The organism is Thalassobacterium maritimum (genome assembly GCF_031127805.1).
GTDB classification, from domain to species: Bacteria; Verrucomicrobiota; Verrucomicrobiia; order Opitutales; family Coraliomargaritaceae; genus Thalassobacterium; species Thalassobacterium maritimum.
The window spans coordinates 1-24,494 of the sequence record NZ_JARXHW010000027.1; the positions used below are offsets into that span (position 1 = coordinate 1).

The 24,494-nt window shown below is 50.8% G+C and carries 19 protein-coding genes; 9 read left to right on the forward strand and 10 right to left on the reverse strand.

Annotated elements, in window-relative coordinates; translation table 11 throughout:
• Positions 1-99: 99 nt before the first annotated feature.
• The 6 genes from QEH52_RS11960 to QEH52_RS11985 form a co-directional block, all read right to left on the reverse strand.
• Positions 100-846, reverse strand: coding sequence for a PEP-CTERM sorting domain-containing protein (locus QEH52_RS11960; RefSeq protein WP_308950730.1), 747 nt, complete (start codon positions 844-846; stop codon positions 100-102).
• A 233-nt stretch (positions 847-1,079) separates the two neighbouring features.
• Complete coding sequence (locus tag QEH52_RS11965) at positions 1,080-2,576, reverse strand: sulfatase family protein (protein ID WP_308950732.1); 1,497 nt, start codon at positions 2,574-2,576, stop codon at positions 1,080-1,082.
• Positions 2,577-2,668: 92 nt separating this feature from the next.
• Complete coding sequence (locus QEH52_RS11970; protein WP_308950734.1) at positions 2,669-4,084, reverse strand: sulfatase family protein; 1,416 nt, start codon at positions 4,082-4,084, stop codon at positions 2,669-2,671.
• 26 nt (positions 4,085-4,110) lie between these two features.
• Entirely contained in the window at positions 4,111-5,532 is a 1,422-nt protein-coding gene (locus QEH52_RS11975; RefSeq protein WP_308950735.1) for a sulfatase family protein, read from the reverse strand.
• Between the two features lie 103 nt (positions 5,533-5,635).
• Complete coding sequence (locus tag QEH52_RS11980) at positions 5,636-8,266, reverse strand: GH116 family glycosyl-hydrolase (protein WP_308950736.1); 2,631 nt, start codon at positions 8,264-8,266, stop codon at positions 5,636-5,638.
• Positions 8,267-8,362: 96 nt separating this feature from the next.
• Complete coding sequence (locus QEH52_RS11985; RefSeq protein ID WP_308950737.1) at positions 8,363-10,108, reverse strand: alpha-L-fucosidase; 1,746 nt, start codon at positions 10,106-10,108, stop codon at positions 8,363-8,365.
• A gap of 219 nt (positions 10,109-10,327) precedes the next feature.
• On the opposite strand from QEH52_RS11985, the gene QEH52_RS11990 reads away from it, so the two are divergent.
• The 3 genes from QEH52_RS11990 to QEH52_RS12000 all read left to right on the forward strand — a co-directional run bounded on the left by QEH52_RS11990 (position 10,328) and on the right by QEH52_RS12000 (position 14,233).
• Positions 10,328-10,669 carry a hypothetical protein gene (locus QEH52_RS11990; protein ID WP_308950738.1) on the forward strand — a complete coding sequence of 114 codons (342 nt, stop codon included), beginning with the start codon at positions 10,328-10,330 and terminating at the stop codon, positions 10,667-10,669.
• Positions 10,670-10,751: 82 nt separating this feature from the next.
• A complete protein-coding gene (locus tag QEH52_RS11995) occupies positions 10,752-13,880 on the forward strand; it encodes a P-loop NTPase (RefSeq protein ID WP_308950740.1) in 3,129 nt (1,042 codons plus the stop codon).
• Positions 13,877-14,233 (forward strand): restriction endonuclease, encoded by a 357-nt coding sequence (locus QEH52_RS12000; protein ID WP_308950742.1) that lies wholly within the window; start codon positions 13,877-13,879, stop codon positions 14,231-14,233. The genes QEH52_RS11995 and QEH52_RS12000 overlap by 4 nt, the downstream gene beginning before the upstream one ends.
• 74 nt (positions 14,234-14,307) lie before the next feature.
• Here QEH52_RS12000 and QEH52_RS12005 read toward each other — a convergent pair whose 3' ends face one another.
• The 4 genes from QEH52_RS12005 to QEH52_RS12020 form a co-directional block, all read right to left on the reverse strand.
• Complete coding sequence (locus tag QEH52_RS12005) at positions 14,308-15,855, reverse strand: sulfatase family protein (protein ID WP_308950744.1); 1,548 nt, start codon at positions 15,853-15,855, stop codon at positions 14,308-14,310.
• A gap of 172 nt (positions 15,856-16,027) precedes the next feature.
• Positions 16,028-17,035 carry a family 43 glycosylhydrolase gene (locus tag QEH52_RS12010; RefSeq protein ID WP_308950745.1) on the reverse strand — a complete coding sequence of 336 codons (1,008 nt, stop codon included), beginning with the start codon at positions 17,033-17,035 and terminating at the stop codon, positions 16,028-16,030.
• 23 nt (positions 17,036-17,058) lie between these two features.
• Complete coding sequence (locus QEH52_RS12015) at positions 17,059-18,600, reverse strand: sulfatase family protein (RefSeq protein ID WP_345785469.1); 1,542 nt, start codon at positions 18,598-18,600, stop codon at positions 17,059-17,061.
• A gap of 65 nt (positions 18,601-18,665) precedes the next feature.
• Entirely contained in the window at positions 18,666-20,102 is a 1,437-nt protein-coding gene (locus QEH52_RS12020; RefSeq protein ID WP_308950747.1) for a sulfatase family protein, read from the reverse strand.
• A 257-nt stretch (positions 20,103-20,359) separates the two neighbouring features.
• Between QEH52_RS12020 and QEH52_RS12025 the strand changes: the two genes are divergently transcribed.
• The 6 genes from QEH52_RS12025 (at position 20,360) to QEH52_RS12050 (ending at position 24,455) form a co-directional block, all read left to right on the forward strand.
• Positions 20,360-20,650, forward strand: coding sequence for a hypothetical protein (locus QEH52_RS12025; RefSeq protein WP_308950748.1), 291 nt, complete (start codon positions 20,360-20,362; stop codon positions 20,648-20,650).
• 50 nt (positions 20,651-20,700) lie between these two features.
• Positions 20,701-21,768, forward strand: a complete 1,068-nt coding sequence (locus QEH52_RS12030; protein WP_308950749.1) for a hypothetical protein — start codon at positions 20,701-20,703, stop codon at positions 21,766-21,768.
• Position 21,769: 1 nt separating this feature from the next.
• On the forward strand, positions 21,770-22,612 hold the full coding sequence (locus tag QEH52_RS12035; protein ID WP_308950750.1) for a hypothetical protein: 843 nt from the start codon (positions 21,770-21,772) through the stop codon (positions 22,610-22,612).
• Positions 22,613-22,650: 38 nt separating this feature from the next.
• On the forward strand, positions 22,651-23,418 hold the full coding sequence (locus QEH52_RS12040; RefSeq protein ID WP_308950784.1) for an IS66 family transposase: 768 nt from the start codon (positions 22,651-22,653) through the stop codon (positions 23,416-23,418).
• 393 nt (positions 23,419-23,811) lie between these two features.
• Positions 23,812-24,051, forward strand: coding sequence for a hypothetical protein (locus QEH52_RS12045; RefSeq protein WP_308950751.1), 240 nt, complete (start codon positions 23,812-23,814; stop codon positions 24,049-24,051).
• A 5-nt stretch (positions 24,052-24,056) separates the two neighbouring features.
• Positions 24,057-24,455 (forward strand): hypothetical protein, encoded by a 399-nt coding sequence (locus QEH52_RS12050; RefSeq protein ID WP_308950752.1) that lies wholly within the window; start codon positions 24,057-24,059, stop codon positions 24,453-24,455.
• Positions 24,456-24,494: the final 39 nt, after the last annotated feature.

Sequence of the window (24,494 nt, forward strand, 5' to 3'; positions counted from 1 at the left end):
GCGATTCGAAAAGTTGCAGACGACCTTTGCCGCGATGGTCGCCATCGCGGCAATCCTCGTATGGATCAAATTTTAATTTAAAACACTACCTAGTATAAACTAGGCGCGGCGACGGCGTAGCATCACCGAGCTCAACGCAAGACATCCAGCCAGCAAGGCGTAAGTGCTCGGCTCGGGAACTGCAGATACGTCACCAATCACACCAACATTATCGTAATTAATTGCAGATGACGAAACGCCACCGGTCCCTCCCCAAACATAAACACGAAACTCTGTAGCTGTTGTAATATTTTGGAAGGCGGATACTCCAGAGACATCAACCGAAAACTGTTGATACGGATTGAGCCCGCCTGCAACTGTCGTGACGGCTCCTAGATAGACGGACGTATCAGTGTCCTCAAAACCAGTAATCGAAGACATCAAGGCAAACGATTCAGCACTTTTAGTATTGTTGCCTGCCCTGGACGCGCTGAATAAAATCGCGTCCAAATTCATCTCAAATCCAGTATCGGGAGTTAGCGTGAACGAAAAATAATCTCCGGCAGCAATCGCAGCGTCGCGATTGCCGTTTAGTAGCAAACCATTGGTCGCACGAAAATTACCAGCTGCTTCCGAAAAATCAATGCCAGCAGTGGTTCCAGTGCTATCACCAACGGTATCGTTGAAATCGAAGCCAGTATTGGCCGCGTTTAAATTAAAACTGCTTGCGGTGACATTGCTCGCTTCGAATGAAGCATCTTGAGGCGTCCCAGCAGTGAAGTCGTAGCCAACAATCGTCGCGGCTTGTGAGCTGGCAAATGCAGCTCCACAGCCTAGACCGAAGAGGAATAATTTTTTCTTTAACATAGTTAGATTGGGTGAATAAACTGAGTTGGTAAGATCTAGATATTAACAAAATGCCATCACAGCGTCTATAATGTGTACACCTGATGACTCGTCGTGGATAGGTCAGCGCAGTGCTCAACTGAATTGCTGGAACTGTATCCTATTCGTGCCTTGCATACAATTGTATGACTGCGCCTGCTAATGACAAATTTCCGAGACTAAACGAGGCCTAGATTCTCGCCTCCCCCGCCTACTTATAGCTTGTTCTTCTTTTTTCTGGAAGCATGTCCGCGTGGGAATTCCGTTTTGGCGCGACCTTTTTCCGCATCGGACAAGTTCGCCCAGTCGGTAGTATGGTTGCTTAAGATCGGCACTTCGGGGAACAGAGTTCCGGTCGCGCGTTGTTCACTACCGCGCTTCATGTATTCGCCCAGCTCCTCGCGGGTTTGCTCCGCGAGTGCCATCATTTCAGAGACACGTTCGGGATGCTCCGCGGCAACATTATTGTGTTCCGCGGGATCCGTCGACAGATTATAGAGTTCAGGTGTCTGGATCGGTTTTGCCTTCCCGCCAGCAGTGCTCCACCACGGCATCTGTTCCTTCGTGCGCGGCAGGTGCAGTTTCCAATCTCCCACACGCACGGCCTGCAGGTTTTCGCAGTTATAATAATAAAACGGTTCCAGCTCCGGACGCGTTAGTTCGCCGCCCTCAAACAAGGGGGTCAAACTCACACCATCGTAAATCCGATCACTGGGCAGCGCTGCACCGATCAACTCGCTCAAGGTCGGGAACAGGTCCATTGCCAGCACGGGCACGTCTGAAACTTCGGGCTGAATCCGGCCCTTCCAGTAAAGAATAAAAGGCACGCGATGCCCCCCTTCAAGGGAAACGAATTTGGTGCCGCTGTAAGGCTGCGCATACTGCTCCGCAACGGGGCCATTATCCGAGCTGAAGATCACCAGTGTATTTTCCAAAATACCATTGTCTTCGAGCGCCTTCAGGATTTCACCGATTCCCCAGTCCACTTCCTGTATAATATCGCCACGCGTGCCATCTTTGGAAGAGCCTCGGAATTTAGGACCGGCTTGATACGGCGTGTGCGGATAGTTGTGCGCGAAATAAATGAAGAATGGCGAAGCCTCCTGCCCTGAGCGAGCCGAACGGGTGAAGTCTTCGATATGCTTCACCATGCGCGCGGTGTAGAGCTCGGTCAGCTTGGCCAGCGGTGTGTTTTTGTAAACGACTTCCCGCTCATCATAAAAGCGCTTGTCATGTCCCATATTTTCAGGCGCACCGTAATAGTGATCAAAGCCTTGGTGCCAGTAAAGGAAGGGCTCCTGCATGCCGAGGTGCCACTTGCCCACCATCGCAGTGGTGTAGCCCTGCTGCTTGAATTGCTCAGGAATCGTGATCTCGTCGGGGTTCAGACCGAGGAACCAATGTGCTTCACGCTTTGGATTGATCCCCATGTAGAGGCCATTGCGCTGCGGGTAGGCGCCCGTCATAAAAGCGGCACGCGAGGGCGAACAAATCGAGGCGCCCGTATGAAAATCGGTAAACTGCATCCCCTCCGCTGCCATGCGGTCAATATGGGGCGTGCTCACCTTCGTCGCACCATAGCAACTCACATCGCTGTAGCCCATATCATCCATGAGAATGAAGATCACGTTGGGTTTATCGGCACCTGCACTGCAGACGGCGGCTAACAGAAAGCCGAGCACAAAAAGCTTAATTTTAAATAGTAATTTCATATTCGTTTATAGTTTATGGACAAGTGTCCATGCTCCCATTGTGATAACTTCGCATAGGAGTCGGGACACTTGTCCCGCCCCCACGCCAGCAATTATTTTTTATCCTGCGGATTTTCGAGTCCATGCGGCCGTTGATCGGAGCCGTTGCGATCAATATCCCCGAGTTCCGCGCGAGCGCGATCGGCCACTTTGCTCAACTCTGCGACGATTTCCGGATGCTGCGCGTAGACGTTTTTCTTCTCGCCGGCGTCTGAATCCATCCGAAACAGGAGCGGCTGTTTCAGCGTCGTGTAAACCCGCTGACCGCTGTCTTTTTTAGCCCAATACGGTTGCTCCTTCGCTGTTCTAGGAAAGTGTAGTTTCCACTTTTCATTGCGCACCGCCTGCAGGTGCACGCCGTTGTAATAGTAAAAATAATCCCGCGGGCTTTGCTCTGTTTTTCCGCTCAACAGATCGAAAATATTCGTTCCGTCGAGTGTGACATTCTGTGGGAGTGCCGCCCCCGCCAGCCCGGCAAAGCTGGGCAGCAAATCCATGCTGCTAATCATCGCATCGGACACCTGTCCCGCAGGGATCTGCCCCGGCCAATTGAAAATGGCCGGCACACGGTGGCCCCCTTCCATCGTGACGTATTTACCTCCGAGCAAGGGCTTGGCTGAACCGTCCCGCGCCGGCCCGTTGTCGGAGAGAAACACGATCAGTGTGTTCTCGGTCAGGCCAGCGGCCTCCACGGCCTCACGCACGCGCCCGACGCTCGCATCTAGTTCCAGAACGAAATCAGCATAATTCCCCTCGCGTCCTTTGATCCCGGAACTGCCTTTAAACGGCTGACTGGGCAAGATGGGGCTATGTGCAATATGATGCGCGAAGTAGATGAAGAACGGCGCCTCATGCTCGCCCTGAATAAAGTCAACGACCTCGTCTGTGTAGCGTTGGGTGACTTTTTCAAAGGCGATGTCCTTTTCCACGACGTCGTGATTATGATACAGCGTGGTGGCGTCATCGATCTGCGGCACGAAGTTACTGTGCAGGCCGAGGTAGTCATCGAAGCCGGCATCGAGCGGATGCGAACCTTCGACATGAAAGCCTAGGTGCCACTTCCCCACAATCTTAGTGTAATAGCCCGCCGATTTGAGCAGCTCCGCCATCGTCACCTCCTCTGGGGCAATGCCATATTCCGCATACTTCGGTGTATCATGCCTGGATATGGGATGTCCCGCCCGCATGGGATAGCGCCCAGTCATCAGCGCCGCGCGCGAGGGCCCACAGACATTGGCAGCCACCAGGCAATCCGTGGCGCGCAAGCCCTCGGCCGCCAGACGATCGAGGGTCGGCGTCGCCACAGGTCCGCCATAGCATCCCAAATCTCCGTAACCGAGGTCGTCGGCAAAGATCAGGATGATATTCGGCTTCGACTGACTAGCCACAGCGGACTGTTTCGCTGCGACAGCCAAAAGGGGTGCCAAGCAGAGGGCACTCGCTAAGACGATGAATGATCGGATTCTCATAATAAAATTTATTCGATAGAGCTTATTTACTTTAACAAAGTCAGCGGATGAGCCTCGTCCACCCATCCAGCGGGTCGACTGTTTTGTTTGAGTTCGAGCTCGAAGGCTTCGGCATGCGCCTGGAGTTGCTCAGCGATTTCGGGCTGTGCGTTAAATAAGTTATGACGCTCGGCCGGATCTTCATCGAGACGATACAAAGCCATAATCGGTGAGCTCGATCCTTTGCCGCGACGGGCCTTATCTTTGCCATTCACTTTGCCGAAATGTAATTTCCATCGCCCCGAGCGGACGGCCTTGAGATCGTCGCCTTTGTAATAGAAAAAAACGTCGTGTGGGCTGCGGGCATTTTCAGTCAGCACGGGTAGAATGTCTTTTCCATCAATCACGCGATCGTCCGGCAGTTCCGCCCCTGCCAGCTTGGCGAAGGTCGGCAGCAGGTCCATGGCTGTCATTAGCTCGTCATTTGTCTGCGCGGCCGGAATCGTCCCCGGCCAGCGAATCACTGTCGGCACACGTTGCCCGCCTTCGAAACTACTCCCCTTCTTGCCACTGTAGGGCTCGGCATGTCCGACCGAAGGTCCGTTGTCCGAGGTAAAAATCACCACGGTGTTTTCATCGACACCATTCGCTTTCAAGGCATCGAGAATCTGCCCCACCGACCAGTCGATCTCGCGAATCGCATAATTGTAAAGCTTATCGCGGGTCTTGTAATCGACGCCGGTTTCATTTTTCAGCTTCGCGAGAATGGCCTCTGGCGCCTGTTGCATAAATGCCGGTGACATATGGATCGGGCGATGCGGTGCCGGATGCGGCACATAGAGAAAAAAGGCCTCGTCTTTATGACGCCCGATGAAGTCGACCGCGCGCTCGGTGATACGTTGAGTCAAGTAATCCGCATCGGGCTCCGCTTCGATCACGGTCTCCATTTCCATCAAAGGCAGCGGCGGGAAATGGTGCTTGGGATTGGTATGATAGGGATGAATGTCATGACTGTAAGGCAGGCCAAAGAATTCATCAAAGCCCTGACGTGTCGGCAAAAACTCTGGCTGATCCCCGAGATGCCACTTACCAAACATCCCCGTAGCGTAGCCCGCAGATTTCATCAGTTCGGCGAGGGTGATTTCATCCGGGTGCAAGCCATGGTGGTCGGCGGCAAGAAAAACGCCACCCGCCAAGCCGATCCGTCTGGGATAGCTCCCCGTCATCAATGCCGCCCGCGAAGGCGTGCACACCGAACCCGCCACATAGAAACTAGTCAACTTGGCCCCCTCCTCTGCCATGCGATCGATGCGCGGCGTCTGCACATGATCCCCACCAAAGCAGCCGAGGTCGGCGTAGCCCTGGTCATCGGTCAGAATGATCACGACATTTGGCTTCGTTGCCGCACTGCAAACCGTGGCCAGCAATAGCCCCCATACTAGAGGATTGAATTTGATAAATTTGTTCATGATCCGTTTCCAATCAGCCCCCCAAAAAGGAGACGGGACACTCCTGTCCCGCCAGCCGTTCGAGCATGGACAAAGCACTGCATCATTAAAGAATACAAATCTCTTAAACCAGCGAGACCTGTAAGCTTTCTCCCTTCTGGATGGTGATGCCTGATTCAAATTTCAAAACGTAGCAACCGTCCACCATCTGAAAACGCGCCTCCACGGGCTGACCGTTTACAGCAACCGTCGCACTCTTCGCCTTCGTGCCCTTGACTTGATCCAAGCTAAACTCCTTCAAGTGCAAACGACCGTAGCCGACTTCGAGCACAGCGTTCTGCTGGCCTCCCTCCACCTTCTGCGTAAAGCGGCCCCAGCCTTCGGCGGTCGTGAAGGCTGCCTTGAAATCTTCCGGACTCAATTTCGGCCCAAAGCCCAACTTCGCTTCGGGACCATCGTAGCGATATCCACAGGCAGCCAAGTAAGTGCCATAACTGGCCATGGCACGTGAGTAGTGATCCGAGCATTCGATTTCGTTGTAGGGATTGCGCTTATCCGCCGAGTAGCGGTCGTAGATCGCTTTACCAATCGCCATGGCCTCTTCGATCATATCTTCCCGCAACATGTGCGCGGCGACCTGCCACTCAAAGCCTGTCATACATTCGTTGAGATAGCCGGCGTAATTTTCGTTACCACTCTTTGGCTCCACCTTACCATGTGGAAAACTGGTCATGACCAGTCCCGCATCACCGGGCCCGGCATACCAGCGCCCATTCGTCATCACTTTGCGAAAGGCTGCGACATCGGGCGTGAAGTTATACTTCCAGAGTGCCTGTAAGGCCTTGCGTGTCTTCTCCCGTGGTAAAATTGGATCGAGTCCGATTTCATACAACCAGCTGTCCCCGAGCACTTGGTCGATATGGCAACCGTTAGTCGAGCCGTGCATTTGAGTCTCATCCTGTGGCGGAATATGCACGAAGTAGCCGAACTCCTCATTCCACAGCTCTTTCACCATCTTAGGTGCGCCCTTGGCGACGATCCGCTCATAGCGCTCTGCGACTGCCGGCTGATCCATCTGACGCGCCATCACTGCCGAAGCCTTCAGCGCGGCGTGGTAGACGTTGATCAACCAAGGCACCTTGCCGTACCAAGGTTCGTCCAGTGTATTGTGCTGGGCGCCGGAGAGAATCCCGTCTTCATCGGCATCCCATTCCTTAATGACAAAGTCCATCGAAAGCTTCACCCGATCCCAAATGCTGGCGAGAAAGCTGTAGTCAGTCGTCATTTGACTCTCACGCAGCACACGAATAATGGTGCCGCAGGTGCCATCGAGCGCGTCGTCGCGCCCCTTCGCGCCATCCTTCATGGAATAGCGGAAAAAGATCATACCATTCTTCGGATCGAAGCCTCGGCCATACTCGATGCGATCGCGGCATTCGCGCTCGATCTCGGGGAAGATTCGGGCGAGCCCTTGCGCGTAATTCCACACGTGAGTGCAGTTCCCAGGGCAACAGCGCACCCCCTCTTCCATGTTGTAAATATCCTCTGTCTCTCCCTTGGCATAGACACGCTGCACCATCTGAGTCTGCATGCAGTCGATTGGGATAAAGGCGCGCTCCAAGAACCAATACGGCAGACTGGAATCATACCAGGTATCGGTCCATTGCTTAGTGGTGCCATAGAGCTCCGTTTCACGACTCGCGACTTGCGCCGCCGCATCCGCCGCAGTCGGCCACTGAGTCGCATAGTGATAGCTTCCCGGTGCGGTCTTTTTACCAAAACCGACGCCGTAGTTTACCTGAGGAATCCGCCAGGAAACGGCAAAGGAGACCGTCTGCGATTCGCCGGGCTTCAAGCTGAGCTGACGACCGATCGAGGCTGCGCGGCTCGTCCCTTCGGTGTCAGAGTTCCCCACCGTAAAGGCCGCTTCGGCCCCCGGTTTCGCTTGATTGACCTCAACAAAGTCTGCGGCCGCTTGACCAAAAACGCCAAGTGCGACGGCATTGCCATTCTTGCCCGCGCTCGAGCACTCGACTGTCGCAATGTCCTCAAGCGGACGATAGACACTCTGCGCGGCCCCCTTGCCGGCCCAGAGATTTTCGATCCAGCCCGCGATGCCGACTTCCTGCGTCTTGGCGGAATGATTCGTCACCGTATAACGCATGACAATGACCGGATAGCTGGACTCGTCACGATTCAAAGGAATGAAAGGTGTATAGGCCTCCAACTGCACCCCCACCGGAATCGCCTCGTCCGTATAGTCCACCTGCGCCATCGGGTATTGATTGGTAAAAGTCACATCGCGAAAGCCCCCCGAATCCAGCGTGTGCACTTTGCCATTCACTTTCACCGCGAAGCCCTGCCCAGAAGGCGCCTGAGCCATATCGGGTTTCATATAACGGAGCCCCTTGGGAGTGTGCTTCTTGTCTTTCTCCGCGGTCAGATTCCAGCACCACAGCTCGCCGTCGCCGCTCAGATAGACCTGCCCCGTGCCCATACCATTGATCGGCATGCCGATATAATCCACCTTGCCCGCCTTCACTGTGGTGGCTTGTCCACGTGCGTAGAGGCTCTTGATCCAGTCAGCACTCAGCTTCTTATCCGCCGGTATAATTTTGTCGAAGTCCTTCGCTTCAAAAGGACCGGCCATCACATTCATCCGTCCGACCATCAGCATGGCGGCAGTCAAACCGGAGGCTTTAATAAAATCACGACGCCCAGTAAAGGCATCCGAAGTTTTTGTGGGGGTATTCATAGTTGAAGACTATTATAACGAAAACAGCACATCACCGCTATCACTGATATAAGTGATCGTTTCTTCCAAGCTAAGCTGCATCGATCGCGAAATGTGTCATTCCCCAATCGAAACGAAAATAAGCGTTTTTAAGTTAAACAGCGCGTCTTCGCGCACCTTGCCGAAACCGACTTCACAGTCAAACGTGCCGACTTGGTTCAGCTCAATTTCGCCGAGATCCAAGAGCTCGTATGTGTTCCAATTCTTGGTGGCTGGCACGGTGGCACGAAGTGTTGTCCCGTCGAGTTTGAGTTGCACTTCACTCCCGGCAAATTTACCTGCACAGGCATAGACTGCTTTGACGCGAAAGCTGCCTGGCGCCGGCACGTTCATTTCCCAAGTTGCGCTGGCTTGCGGGTCGGTCCAGAAACCGATGTGACTGTTGTCCACCAGTTTAATGTCAGGCCCGTTCAATTTAGCAGCGGCGGCCTGCAGCACCAGCTCGTCGCCAGAGAAACTGTAGCCCTCCGGTGCCGCTTTAACCGTCTGCAGCCCTTCGTAATCCAAGCGTAAAACCGTCGCGTATTCAGTCGGCGCAAGAGAACCGAGCTCGATGTCGAGCCCCTGCTTGCTGCGAATCATCGCTAGCGCTCGTTGATCATAGCTGTAAACCTGTGCGTGATCGAATTGCACACCACTGAGCGTAAACTTACCCGACTTTGGCCAATCGAATAGATAAAGGAACAACTGCCCCGACTCCGCGCTGGACCCCTTAAGTTGTGCCACGCGTCCCCAGGTTTGCTCTGGCACGGCCACGAATTCGGCCCCATAGAGTGCTTCACTGTGCGCAGAGGTCCACGCCCCCATCTCTTCAAATTGCTGGATCGACATTTCAGGCCAGGAACCATCGGCTTGCGGGCCAACATTCAGCAACAAATTGCCCCCCTTGACCACGATATCGATCAGCTTCTGAATCAACTCTTCGGTGCTCTTCCATTTGGTATCACTCTTCTTGAAGCCCCAGGAGTGATTCACCGTCCAGCAGGACTCCCAGACATGATCCAGCGCCGCACCAGGGGTAAAATTCTCCGGCGTGCCGAAGTCTCTCTTAAACTGCTTACGCTTAGCGACACGGTTATTAATAATCATATGTGGGCTGAGCTCGCGCAGATAATTGTAGAGGTCGACGCCGTCTTCCATGGTCCACCACGGTGTCCAATCACCGTCAAACCACATGATTGCGGGATCGTAGCGGTCGATCAGCTCCTTGAGTTGGGCCTTCATGTAGGTGACATAGCCTTCCTTGTCCCGCATCGGTGGCCGGTTGGTCGCCTGCTCCGCGCGCTGCGAAGAGTGATGCCAATCGATGATCGAATAGTAAGTGCCAAATTTGACTCCATATTTATCACAAGCTGCTTTCAACTCGCCCAGAATGTCGCGCTGAAAGTCGTTCGCCTCGCCCAGATCATACTCGGTGTACTCGCTATCCCACAGACAGAAGCCCTCGTGGTGCTTGGTCGTAATGACCATGTATTGCATGCCAGCCTCTTTGGCCCGCTTCACCCAGGCGTCCGCATCCAGCGCGTCGGGGCGGAAATCCGCCGCCAACGGAATATATTCCTCTGGCGTGATTTTCCCCCAGCGCTGAATCCATTCCGCATACTTCTCAATCGGCTCCCCCTTCCACTCCCCCCCGAGCGTCGAATAAACGCCATAGTGGATAAAAAGTCCAAACTTGGCATCTGTGAACCACTGCATGCGCTCCTGATACGCAGCATCGCTCTCCGGAATCATTTCATTGGCAGCTGCCAGCGCGTGCCCGACAAGCAGGCTGGATAAGACGAATGGGATAATTTTCTTCATGGAATTATAAATTGAACACGGACGATCTTGCATGGGGAAACACATAAAGTAACAAAAGCGCCTGCCACCTGCCTATCACGTATAAAAGCTATAGTGGGAGCTCGAAAGCAAAGTAGGCACAACAAACGAAAATTCGGGAGGACGCCTCATTCCTGTCCTCAAATGCCCCACGCACACTTTCCGCTTGCCGAAGTCGAAATTTTCTAACGAACTGCTAGAATGCCTCAACTGCTAGCAAAACCTAACGAAAACGTCGAAAACTTCATCGCCCGCTGGCAAGGCGCGGAAGCCGCCGAAGAAGCCAAAGAAAAAATCATCTGGCTCAGTCCCGAATACCAGTGTCCAGAGAAGGCAGAAGACAGAGGTCAGAAACCAGAACAAACCGAACTCGCTGGAACCGAACCTGCGACCTCTTCACCCCCAGCGAAGTGCGCTACGCAGCCATGGCCAAAGGACCTCCCCAATCAGGTCGCCGCCATTCACGCCCTCCTCCCCGAAACCGGCCTCGACGCCAAAGCCATCGCTCCCCCACGTTGGCAAACGCACAAAAAAAGCGCCTAGAAGAAATCGACCAAATTTTGACGACGCTTAAGAAACTGGGGGCAGTTATGAGCGATGAAAACCAAAAAACTATATTGATACCATGACGCTACAAATACCCAATACACTAAAAAAACAAATCGTTGAAGGTAAAGCTGTGCTCTTTCTAGGTAGCGGCGCTAGCTTAGGAGCAAAAAAATCTTCTGGCGATGAGATGTATACAGTTTCAGCATTACGCGATAAGTTACTAAGTCATTTTTTCGCTGATCGAACAGAACTTAAGAATAGACAACTAAGCCAAATAGCAGACTTTGTCGAAGTTGAGTTTGGCAGAAAAGCGCTACTAGATGCATTGTTTGATCTGTTCTCTGACTTTGAACCCGCAGCTTTTCATCTGCTAATACCATTATTTCCATGGGCAGCAATAGTTACAACGAATTACGATCTAATTGTGGAAAACTCCTACAAACTTTGTGAAAAAAATGCACGTAACATTGTAACCTACATAAATCAAAACGAAGACTTTGAGGGACAGTTAAAACTAAAGGCCAATTCGATTCCCTTTTTGAAAATTCATGGCTGCATTTCGAACTCATCTGACATGCAGACACCACTCATCATCTCCAAAGACCACTTAACCAAGTATAAAAAAAACCGTGAGCTGATGTTCGATTATTTACGTGATTTGGCTGAAAGAAATACTGTTATTTTTTGTGGCTACTCGATTGAGGATCAACATCTCAGAAATCTGCTATTTGATTTAACTGATGAAACAAGAACACGTCCTCGCTACTACTACAATTCGCCAAACCAGACAGATTTAGATACAAACTACTGGGGATCACATAGAGTTGAAGTGTTGAATTGCGACTTCGAAACCTTCTTGAAAGCACTTACAAAATGTATCAGTGAAACAGAAAGAGATTTCTCACGCATCATACTACGCGGTGATTTAAGCCTAAAAACACACTATCAAATAAGCGAACCAGCCGAGTCCGATGAGCTAGTTGAGTTTTTACAAAAAGATGTGTGGCATGTTCATAGCTCATTGGTGACGGAGAAAGCAAGTCCACGCCAATTTTATAGCGGATTCGACAATTCATGGACGCCCATAATCAATGAACTAGACGTTTCACGGAGTATTGCAGACGCCGCAACCATTGATGGTGTACTATGCGATTCTGAACAAATCGTACAGCTTTATCTAATCAAAGGCCCAGCCGGCAATGGTAAATCTGTCATACTAAAACGGATCGCCTATACAGCTGCGGAATCCTATGATAAGCTAGTTCTTCACTTGAGGCCCGATGGCGCTATTAAATTTTCAGCAATAAAAGAAATCTCAGACCTAACAAATAAAAGGATTTATCTATTCATTGACCATGCCGCTATCCATGCCTCCGAAATCTCGAATCTCATCAGGTTTTGTTATAGATCAAAAATTAAAGTAACAATATTTCTATCCGAAAGAGAAAATGAGTGGAACATGCGATGCAGTGAATTAGATGGATACCTTGACGCAGATTTCACCGTCCCATACTTAAACAAAAAAGAAATATATGAATTACTAGAAAAACTTGAAGTCGCTCAATGCCTTGGAACGCTAGAAGAAATGTCTCCTGAAAACCGCTTCAAAGCATTTCATGAGAACGCAAAAAGGCAGCTATTAGTTGCTCTACACGAAGCAACACAAGGACTACCATTTGAGAACATAGTTGTAGATGAATATAACCGAATTCTTCCTGAAGAAGCTCAACACCTGTATCTAGACATCTGCACGTTAAACAGACTTGGCGTTGCTGTACGTGCTGGATTAATCTCACGAGCGAGTGGCATAAGCTTTGACATGTTTCAAAGTGATTTTTTTCGTCCGTTGGAAAGTATTGTTCGTCATCGGAAAGACCCTTATTCAGGTGAAATCTACTACGAAGCTAGGCATTCGCATATCGCTGAAATCGTATTCGATCAGATACTCAACAATGAGAATGATCGGTATGATCATATTATAAGGTTGCTGAGTGAAATTAATATCGAATACCAAAGCGACAAAGAGGCATTTAATGCAATAATGAGAGGTAGAGGACTTGCTCAAGCTTTCTCAGATATAGAATTAGGGCGTGATCTCTTTAAACGAGGATTCCAACGGGTTGGAGAGCCTGCCTTTTTATTACAACAGGCTGCCCTGCTTGAAATGAATCATAAAGGTGGGAGCTTAAATATCGCTGAGAAATACCTAAAAAAGGCGATGGAGGCTGCTCCTTGGGACAAACCCATAAAGCATACGTATGCAAACTATTTACGTAGAAAAGCCTCTGACTCTAGAGACTCTCTCGCCAGACAAAAATACAGAAGAGATGCAAAAAAGTATTTAAACGAAACAACCGAAAGTACTGACGAGAAACCTTATCGTAGATATACAGCGATTCAAGTTAGTTTGGATGAGTTAACCGACATACTTCAAGTCGAAGTAGATGACTCAGATAAGGCAATGTTGCGGCGTATTACAGAAAAAACAAATGACTTAGAAAAAAACTTTTCAGCAGCACGACAGTTATTCCCAAACAACGATAAGTTTTTTGAACTAGAGTCCAAATTTAGGAATGTTATTTCTGATTCAAAAGGCGCCTTAAGAGCCCTTGAATTAGCTTTTGAGAGAAACCCGAGAAATGAGTATGTTGCGGTTAGAATTTCAAAATTCCACGAATCTAACAATGATCGGCCCAAAGCTATAGAAACTCTACAAAAGTGTATTGAAAACAGCGGCACAGCTAAGATTGCCCATTTTTGCTTAGCTAAAATACGCATTAATAATGATGAAACTTCTGAATTAATACTACAACATTTAAGGAAAAGCTTTTCAGATGGTGATTCTAATTATGACGCGCAGTTCTGGTATGCTAGGGAACTTTTCCTTAATAATAAGCATGATGAATCAAGAGCTATGTTTGATACTACGAAAACCCTAAAGCTACCGCCCGACTTCAAAAACTCTATCAGAGGTATAGTGAGGAAAAATGGAGAGAATGTCGATTATGAGGGGACTATAGAACACTTTGAGGAGAACTATTTATTTCTAAATTATGGTACTAATAATAAAGTAAAAATCTTTACACATGCTGAAAGATGCACCGCTGACATTTGGGAAAAAATCACTCCAAAATCGCAAATAGTATACAATCTAGGGTTTACGATGAGAGGGGCACAGGCAGTTATTATAAGAATCAAAGAATGATCTACCTGCAAGCCAAGCGATTCACGGAACAGAAAGTCGGCCGCCCGGGTGTGCAAAAATTCGTCGGCGCGCTCGCAGGCCAACAGGCCAACAAGGGAGTTTTCATGGCCACCAGTGGCTTTTCCAGAGATGCCATCGAATTCGCTGCCAACGTGCAGCAAAAAGTCATCCTAATCAACGGCCCCTGCCTCGCCGACCAGACGATCGAGCACAATCTAGGTGTTTACACCAAACACACCTACGAAGTTAAAGAGATCGATTCGGACTACTTTGAGGATAGAGGCATGTCACGGAAAGACTACTACGAAATTCAACTTAGTACCTATCATTTTGAGCATCCGGTGAGGAGCTAAAGGAGCCCAACGGTAGCGAACGCCACAAACATGGACAGGAGTGTCCATGCCCCTGTGTGGCTCCCCCTGAATAACTACTTCACGACCTTGTATTCAGATAATTGAGACACTAACTGCTTCACGACATCGGGATGCTCGTGATACAGATTCGTGCTTTGACTGAGATCGGTTTCGAGCTCATAGAGTTGTGCAGGCGGGGCGTCTTTGCGAATACGCCCATTCTGAATATCGCTGTTTTTGCGGCCTGAGTAGGCAACTGCTGGCGGACCAGCGAAATTGTTCTGCCCTGGCTTCCTTCCTTTAAATCCAGCACCACCTTGAAAGGGAAGATAGGCCCACTTCCCTGTGCGAAGCGCAAGCTGCCCTTCTTGACGCGCAGCGATGAGCAAATGATCGCGCAGCGGATGCTCGGGGTCCTCTAACAATGCAGGTAACATATTGATACTGTCTGGCGCGACATTCGTTTGATCGGTCAAGGCGGCAAAGCTGGCAAAGAGATCCAACGTGCACAGCAATTGATCCGACTGCGTGCCTGGCACGATCTTGCCCGGCCAACTGGCGATGAAAGGCACGCGATGTCCCCCTTCCCAAGCACTGAATTTATAGCCCAGTAATTCACCCCGGCTGTCGTGTCCCTGCTTAAAAGCTTCCTGCCCAACGACACTGAACATCGGCCCATTATCACTGGTAAGAATAATCAAAGTGTCTTCCAAAACCCCTTGGCTTTCGAGCTGTGCCAAGAGCTGGCCCACAATCCAATCGAGCTCGTGAATCACATCCCCATAGAGCCCCGCCTCGCTGCTGCCACGAAACTGCGGTGCCGGCGTGTAAGGGTGGTGAATCTGCACGGTCGAATAATAAAGAAAGAAGGGCTGCCTCTCCTGCCCTGAAGTGGAACGCTCGATCCAATCGTTTGCTTGCTGCGTCAATCGCGTGCCGACCTCGTAGTCCTTGTAATGCGCATGCGCTTGAACCGCCCCTCCAAATTCATTGTTAGAGCGCTTGCCCGCCTCGGGTGCAATCGGCGTCAACGGCGTCGCGGCCTTTCCACCTTTGGGGCCCAGGTATACGAGCGGATCTGCGGGATCCGCAGCGACGATCTGCTCGTTCTCCACGTAGACAAATGGGCTGACACTGTTGCCAATCGGTAGCCCAAAGAAATAATCGAAACCGAGTTGTTGCGGCCCGCTTTTTAGCAATTCGGACCAGTCATGTCCCCCTTCGCCAAAGCCGAGTTGCCAATTGCCGATAAAGGCCGTGGCATAGCCCTTGGCCTGAAACAGTGTGGCGAGTGTCGCCTGTTCAGCATCAATCAAGAGCGCGGCATCGTTCCGAGCCGGCGCCCAAAGCTCACGTCGGAAAGGATACTCTCCCGTTAATACAGCATAGCGCGAAGGCGAACTCGCGGCCGACGCCGAATGAGCATCCGTAAATTTTCGACCTCTAGCCGCAAGCTGATCGATGTTCGGTGTATTGACTTTCGTCGCACCATAACAAGCTAAGTCACCGTAGCCCAGATCCTCGGCAACGATTAGCACGACGTTCGGCAGCCCTTCGTCCGCCTGCAAAGAGAAGGCGGTGAGTAGGACTTGAAATACGGCGATGAATGTCAGTGCTTTCATTCTCATAATAAACTTAGCTTGAGAGGCAGCTTGCAAGATAGCGTGCTTCTCAATTCAGGAGTCGAAGCACTCCTGTCCCGCTTGCGCCCCGCATACTATGGACAGGAGTGTCCATAGTATGTGGTCCATCTCAATTCAGGAGTCGGGACACTCTGATCCCGATTAAACCGATTCACTCCGACCAGATCACATCGTAGCGACGAAGAAATGGCAAGTTGCCCTTACCTTTGGTCGCCGCCATTTCGATGCCCCATTCGATAGGCAGACCCGCGTCGCTATCTGTAAAGGCTTCGGGACGATATGAGCCGGCAGCCCATGGGTGACCTTTGATCTCGTGCGTTTTGGTAAAGCTCAGCCCATCTTCAGAATACATGATGGAGTGACGAATCTCTGCGGGGGCCCGAGGGCCAATCATGGCTGCTACGCCTGAACCTTGCGGCCAGGCAACAACTTCATGGTTTCCGGGAATGACGGGATTGTTTTCGTATTTAACATACGGGCCTTCGGGTTTGTCAGCGATGGCGACACCCATCTTTGTTTCTTTGGGGCTCTTGCCCAACTCACGACCTTTGTAGTAGAACCAGTATTTTCCATCGCGCACCAGCAGGCAGGCATCGTCAACCAAGTGACTGTCGAAGTCTGTGCGAACATCCGAGTTCGTCAGCGCGGGATTGGTGCTCAGTTTTTCCCAAGGGCCATCCGGTGAATCCGAGACGGCGATACCAATTTTAGAATCCGGGTTGAATGGCTTGTCATAATAAGAAGAGGAAATCCCAGAGTAAAAGAGCCAGTATTTGCCTTCTGCTACGAGAATGTTGGGCGTGAACACACTCGCGCCCTCCCAAGTCCCCTCGGTGCCTTTGTCCAGCGCCATGCCCTGCTCCGTCCACTCGAGGCCGTCTGGTGATGTGGCATACCAAACGGTGGCGTCATAGCCAGTGGGAATCGGACCTTTGGAATACCATACGTAATATTGATCATGAACTTTAATAACATCACTGGGGTCGCGGCGCATGACACCGGCCTCTTCGCCGATACCAGTTACGTCCGTACGCTTGACCGTAGCCGCTCCGAGTTTCACCGGCGCACTTGGCGCACTTGGCGTTTCAGCATTCAGGCAGGCGTTCCATAGCAAGCAGGCTGGCAACAAGGCCAGGGATAGATATTTGTATTGATTCATAGTCATTATTTTTACGGCAGTAGTTATTGTTTTCCTGATTTATACTCCCGGAGACGGGCCTCCATCTGAGCCACGACTTCTGGGTATTGATTGTAAAGATTTTGCGTTTGATTGCGATCCGCTTCCAAATCGTAGAGCTGACCACGCGGTGCGCCCTTCTTGATCTTACCGTTCACAATATCGCTATTGGGCGTGCCGACCAAGGTGGTGACCGCCGGGCCGCCCCAGGCGTGTTGATGGGGCTTGGAGCCTTTAAAGCCGCCATCGCTTTGCGCCGGAATATACATCCACTTGCCGATGCGAATCGATGCATGGCTCGGCTTGTTGGGCGTCATAATCATTTCCGTGCGCAAGGGCTGCTCAGGATTCCCGGTGAGTGCAGGGAGCATATTGATACTGTCCTGCTGTTCCTCCGCAGTTAATTCGCGTCCGACGATCGTCGCAAAGGTTGCCAGTAAATCGACACTGTTGAGTAATTGATCGGAAACCGTTCCTGCTTCAATTTTCCCCGGCCACCAGGCAATGAAGGGCACGCGATGTCCGCCTTCCCAGACTCCGAACTTGGAACCGAGCAGATCTCCGTTGATCTTGTGCCCTAGCTGCGCGGCCTGACGTCCGCCGAGATTGAACATGCCGCCATTGTCGCTAGTGAAAATAATGACAGTGTTGTCGGCTACACCGCTCGCTTCGAGGCTCTTACGCACCTCGCCGACGATCCAGTCGAGCTCATGAACGAAATCCCCATAAGGTCCGGCCTGGCTAGTGCCTTGAAACTGCTTCGCGGGTGTGAAGGGGTGATGCACATTGGTCGTGGCAAGGTAGAGGAAGAAAGGCTTGCCTGCCTGTCCCGAGGCGGTCGAGCCGGCGCGCGACTCAATCCAGTCGGTCGCTTTGTTCGTGATGGTGGTGCCGACTTCGTAATCGTTAAACAACTTGTGAGCCTCGACCGCCCCACCGAATATATTGGCTGTGCGCTGCGCGGCTTCTGGTGGAATGGGTGTGATGGGGGTCGCTTTTTTAGCATTCCTCCCAAGATAAACGAGTGGATCATTCGGATCACTGCCCACGATGCGGTCGTTTTCCACATAAACGTAAGGCGGCGCGCTATTCACGATCGGCATGCCGAAATAGTAATCGAAGCCCAAATCCTGAGGCCCGGGACTTAGTGGCTCCTGCCAATCGTTCTTGCCTGCACCAAAACCAAGGTGCCATTTACCAATCGCTGCGGTATCATAGCCCTGATCCTTGAAAACATCGGCGATGGTCAGCATGTCGATGTCGATCAGCAACCCAGACGCAGTAGGCGCAGGGCCCCAAAGGCCTTTGCCATTAGCCGCACGCAGTGGATACTGCCCGGTCAACAAACCGTAGCGCGAGGGTGTGCACACTGCCGAGGCCGAGTGCGCATCGGTAAACTTTTTACCCTCAGCTGCGAGCCGATCAATATTCGGAGTCTGCACCTTCGTCGCGCCGTAGCAGCCCAAATCGCCATAGCCCAAGTCATCGGCAAAGATCAGCACGACATTGGGCTTGCCCGCAAATAGATTGGCTGCAGCGAGGAACATCAGCCATAAATGGAGTATTATATTCTTCATAAGATAATTGTTAGAGACTTTATTCTACCGAGTACTTATTTCATTGAAAGTGGCATCGGATTTTCAACGGAACCTGCCGAACGCACGCTCGCTTGCATTTCTTTTTCAAAACCTTGCATAGCCACTTTGAGTTGCTGAACAATCTCAGGGTGTTTCGCCGCGACGTTCTTCTTTTCCGAAATATCAGTATCCAGCTTATAAAGCGCTTCTTTACCATCAGCAATCCGCAGTTTCCATGACTTCCAGCGCACCCCTTCCAGAACGCCCCAATGTGCGTAGAAGAAATACTCATGTGGGCTATCCGCCTCGCCCACGATTGCTGGCATGATGTCCTTCCCATCGATGACAAGGTTCGATGGCAACTTCGCTCCAGCCAGCTTGGCAAATGTCGGCAACACGTCCATCGCCGTGAGGATCTTATCATTCTCAATCCCCGCCGGAATCCCCTTCGGCCAACGAATGACAGCTGGCACACGTTGCCCCCCTTCCAAAGTGCTTCCTTTCTTGCCGCTCAAAGGTTTGGCCGAGCCTTTGGCGGGCCCGTTGTCCGAAGTGAAGAGCACAATGGTGTTCTCATCAATACCTTGATCTTTGAGTGCCTTCAAGATCTCACCGACCGACCAATCAATTTCATAAATCGCAGCGGGGAAAAGGCCTGGCTTCCCGGCCTTATTCACTTTCAATTGCTCTGCATATTGCTTTTTAATTTCAGGCGATGCGGCGAGCGGACCGTGCGGTAAAGGGTGTGCCAGATAGAGGAAGAACGCTTCATCCTTATTACGTTCTATAAAATCTACAGCTCGTTCTGTGAATCGACGGGTAAGGAAATTCGCATTCGGCTCCATCTCAATCACTGTCTCTCCTTCAAGTAGAGGCAACGGTGGGAACTTAAATATTCTCTGTCGAGGGTGCTTCGGATGGATGTCGTGACTATATGGAATACCGAAAAACTCCTCGAAGCCCTGACGTGTGGGTAAAAACTCAGGCTGATCCCCGAGATGCCACTTACCAAACATACCGGTCTTGTAGCCCGCCGATTGCGCGACCTCGGCGATCGTCAACTCACTGGGATTCAGGCCGCGCCCATCCCCTGCCAAACACACAGGAAATGGCTTTTGACTGACTGCTTCGACTGTAATCGACGAAGGCACGTCCATATCGATTCGTGCCGGATAAGATCCAGTCATCAGGGCAGCCCGTGAGGGTGTGCATAGCGGGGCCGCCACGTAAAAGCTAGTCAAGCGCGCGCCCTCCTTCGCCATCTGGTCGATATTCGGCGTATACACGTGCTTCCCGCCAAAGCAACTCAAGTCGGCATAGCCTTGGTCATCAGTAAAGATGATAATAAGATTTGGCTTCCTATTCACAGGCTCAGCGAGCCCAGTCTCCTGCCCAAAGGCCGACGCAACCAACTCCGTCATCAAAGCGACGGCAACAATTGCGAAAAAAAACGAGAATCTACGGGGTATCATGTTGAAATCGGGTTAATTTCTCTCCGAGGCGAGAAACACACTCATCGCAGCATGCGAGTGAATGCATTAACACTATATGCGAATTTTCGAAAATGCGCTATCACTGAAATACGTGATAAACGCCCCTCAAATGTATAACGGCTGGAATAAATGCTCTCGACCTACGGATACCTATCGCCTACTAGTTGCAGGTAGAGGAACTTGTTCCCGCCGCAATGGAGCCGAATCCTCAATGGTCAAACATACAGATATACGACATGAACGACCACGGAAACTGTATAGCCCAAGCAACCAATACGGACGGCAAGCAATGTGTCGTGCTGCTACTCAAGGTGGACGTGGAGATCCACGACGAGAACGGAAATCCTCAAATCGCAACGGAAGAGAATCCGGCGAATGTTCCGGTCAACGGAGATTTTGACGAAGAGAAGCAGACTAATGGTCGCTACGTTCGCAATTACGAAGATGCAAGTATTGGCTTTGTCGATAACTCGACTGATTTGAAAACCGATGACCTGCGTGGCTGTGTTGTCATATTCCAGGCTTAGATGATTCCGCCTGGCAAAACACCACGCTGAAGATTCGCAAGAAGTCGGGTGTGATCGATCCAGATACCAACGAAGAAGAAGCCGGTGAAATCCGAATCCACGTGATTAACGGAAGTAATCAGTGGGTTAAAGTGCCGCTTGATACTGACTTGGCACCAGACTACTACGTTTCAACTGGACAGTATGCGAACTACGATTCTTGCTGGCTCGAAGGGATTAAGGACGGTCCGATTACCATCGAGGTCGAAGTCGTCATCAACGACGGGACTCCGATCACTGTTGAAAAGAAGGCGATGATCTGCACTGAGAAGACAAAAGCTGAATGGCAGCAGGAAACATACAAAGACATTGAACTTATGCTAGGCGTAGATGTTTCGAATTTCACGCCGAATTCAGAATTCACCCAAGTCCAAAACCAAATCATCGCGCTTTACGATTACTATGGCCTTTTCTATGGATTTGACGAGGATAACTATCTTTGGATGGGGCTCGCAAAACTGGCTGGAGCAGAAGCTTATGCAGGTATGTATGATAGTAGTCAGGGCTCAAATGCTCTGCTTTTAATCTTAACTTTTACTTCTTATGACGATAATCTCAACGATGATGCATTGGAGTTGTTAAGTAAAATTCTTCAGGAAGGAGCTATTAATATTTTCAAAGATATCGCATGGCAATTTAAAGCTTATCATACTAGCGGTTTAAGTGCTTTAGAATTTGTAGCGTTGAATGATTCTGATGCTGTAGATTTTACTGACTGGCAGATGATAGATTCTGGAATTGAAAATGGTTCTGGCACATACGTCCGAGCTGGAAGTCAGAATCTATTGGAACGTGAGCAATATAGAGTCATTCAGCCCTCGTATGATCAAATGGCTTCTTTGCTTCCTGTTACGGTTGCGAATTGGTTTGGTGAAAATCCTGTCCCTGAAGGAGAAGGTTTTAATGATGCAGTTTCTGGTGGGAATCTGATGGACCCTGATGATCGCTGGGATTGGGTCATCCATACAACAAAGGGGATTTGGCCACTTTGGATCTATACTCCAAAAACACAGCGCAAAACGTGGGTTGATATGTCTGTTGAAGATCTTGCGGCTCCTCATTCTTTTCTCATAAATTGAAATGAAGATTAGGTTTATAGTTATATTTCTTTTGATTCTTTCATGCCGCGTTTTGCTGGCCGAAGAGGATATCGTCTTGGATTTTAGGGAGAGTCATGACGTGGCTGTATTGGCCCGGGGTAGTGTTGTCTCGCCTGCTAGCGGTTCTCTAGGTCGAATTGGCGTGCCAGCTGGCACCTACAATATTCTTCTTCCCGGAGGGAATCAATTTGTGATTGATTCCGTTGCAGGATATATAAATCCAGAATTCAAAAATGATTCCAGAATCAGTAAGCTATCCCTCAAGACGAGAGCGTTAACAATGCCCGAGGCCATGGCGCTTGCCGAAGCGTTTCACGACGCTTTCGATCTACCAAAAGATGAATTATACAAATGGGTTGAACCTTTTAATAAGGGCGGCGTCTTTTCAGGGTTTTACAATGAAGGAAGCCTGGAGAACTACCCAGGTATGAGTATTAGCCTATTATCAGCATATTCCCGTGAAACTCCAATTTTGATTATTTTTGCTTACGAATGGGAGCCTGTAATTATGAAGGGACGGGGAGTCTCTCCAGAGAAAAATACCGTAAAGGAGCTGAGTTTTGATATGCCCGCAATAATCGCGTCAGTTCAGAAAACACAGGAGCATATGAACGTAGAAATCCCCGCCACCCCTCCCGCTCTCGAGGTTGTTAAAGTAGTTGAAGGAGTAACGCTCCATGGCGTAGTTAGCGGGGGATCTACTGAAGTCGGCACGTTCGAACCTTCCGAGGAACCAGAGCAATCGTCTCAATGGTGGTTGTGGTTGGTCGGTGCTTTGGTCGTTCTCGGTGGCTTAGTCGTGGTGGTTCGTCGTAAAAACTAGTCAACGCCGTTCGCTCCGTCTTCTGGGATCGAATCTCGATCCTTCGTCCTGCGCTCAGTCAACTCGCTGTCGCGCAATGCGTAAGCGTCCGAGCACCTGCCTTATATACGGTAAACAACTGGTTTAATCCGATTTATGGACTGATGCATCAGAACCTCTTGACTAGTGGCTATGTGCAGGTCGATGAAACTCCAGTTCGTTTCATGGACCCGGATCAGAAAAAAGGTAAAACCATTCAGGGCTATCTCTGCGTAATGGGAAAACCAGGAAGCGATGTTGTCTTTGACTGGCAGCTTAGTCGTGCCCATAAACGTGTGACCAATTTGCTCAAAGGCTTGATTCAGTCCGATGGCTATGAAGCCTACCAAAGCCTAGCTAAGAAGGATGAAGGGGTTACCCGCACCGCATGCTGGGCGCATGTACGTCGCAAGTTTGTCGATGCCACTAAAGAACATCCGAAGTTGATTGGCCTACTTCTGCGCCAAATCGGGTCGCTCTATCAATGGGAGCAACTCTGGCGTGGACGACTCAGCGTCACTGGACGAGCCGAACAGCGCCAAGCCAAGTTCGAGTCTCATCTGCGTATCATCCATGCCATAGTGAAAATCCTGGCTCGGCATAGCCGACCTAAGTCTAAATCTGGAAAAGCTTGCACGTATTTTTTTGGTCAATGGGACGCCCTGCAGGTGCAACTCAAGCACGGCAAGGCCGAACTGGACAATAACCTGGTCGAAAACGCAATCCGCCCCTCGGCAGTAGGCATCATCGGATTGGATAGAACTCTAGCCATGTCTACATCTAAATGAGGGCAGAACCTCGGACGCTTACGTTTTTGGTCAGCACAAATACACTGCGCAAGCGCTTCCAGAGACACCGCGACGCGGCGCACCTAGGCGACATTTACACCGTCCACAGTTTGCGCCACAGCTGCGCGACTGAGATGCTGCGGGGCGGGGGCATCCGTCCGGCACGTGCAGGAGCTTTTAGGGCACAGCTCGATTGATACGACGCAGGATTACACCCGCGTTGTGATCGACGACCTGCAGAAGAGCCACAGCCGCACCGCACCCCGGAACCGCAGGCAAGAAGCGGCCTTTATCCCCTTTAACAGCAAAACCGCTATTTGGCGGCAGGAGAAAAAGCGGTGGAAGTGATGAAAGCTTGAAAAGTGGGAAATCCCACCTACACTTTTAGGTATTATGGGAGTAGCAGTTAAAAAGAATTACGACGCAACGGTGGACACCAAGCGGCGCGTGACCATCCGGAGCGCACGAACCAAGTTTTACCACGTCACTGAATACGAAGACGGCACGATCAAGATGGAGCCGCGTGTTTTGGTCTCTCCCGATATGCTTGAGCAGATCGACGCTGCCGTGAAGCGGCACAAGGCAGGGCACAAAGGAACCAAGCTTGATTGGTCGAAACTGCCCGAAGTTTAAGCCGTATGTTCACTGTCTATTTTGACGGCGAAGCCGAAGCGCTGATTAACGAGCTCGGGGAGAAAGCCGTCGCGGGAGAGCTTAACCGCGACGAAAAGGATCTTTATCGAAAGATCCGTAAGGCTCTGCAGCATCTCGAAACCAATCCGAGGCATCCAGGGCTCAAGTCCCACGAGATCGACGTGCTGACCGAGAAATACGGCGTGCGCATCTGGGAATCCTATCTCGAGAACAGGAAAGCCGGTGCACGGCGTATGTTTTGGATCTACGGCCCGGAGACGAAGGAAATCACGATTATCGGCATTGAGAACCATCCGGAACCAGGGCGCGGTTTTGCTCGCGTCAGGCTCGCAACCAAGGCAATAAAGAAGGCTACCGAGAACCAGAAGAAGCCCAAAAAGTGAAACTAGTGTATCAACCGTCAGAGTTTTGCCCCCCGCTAG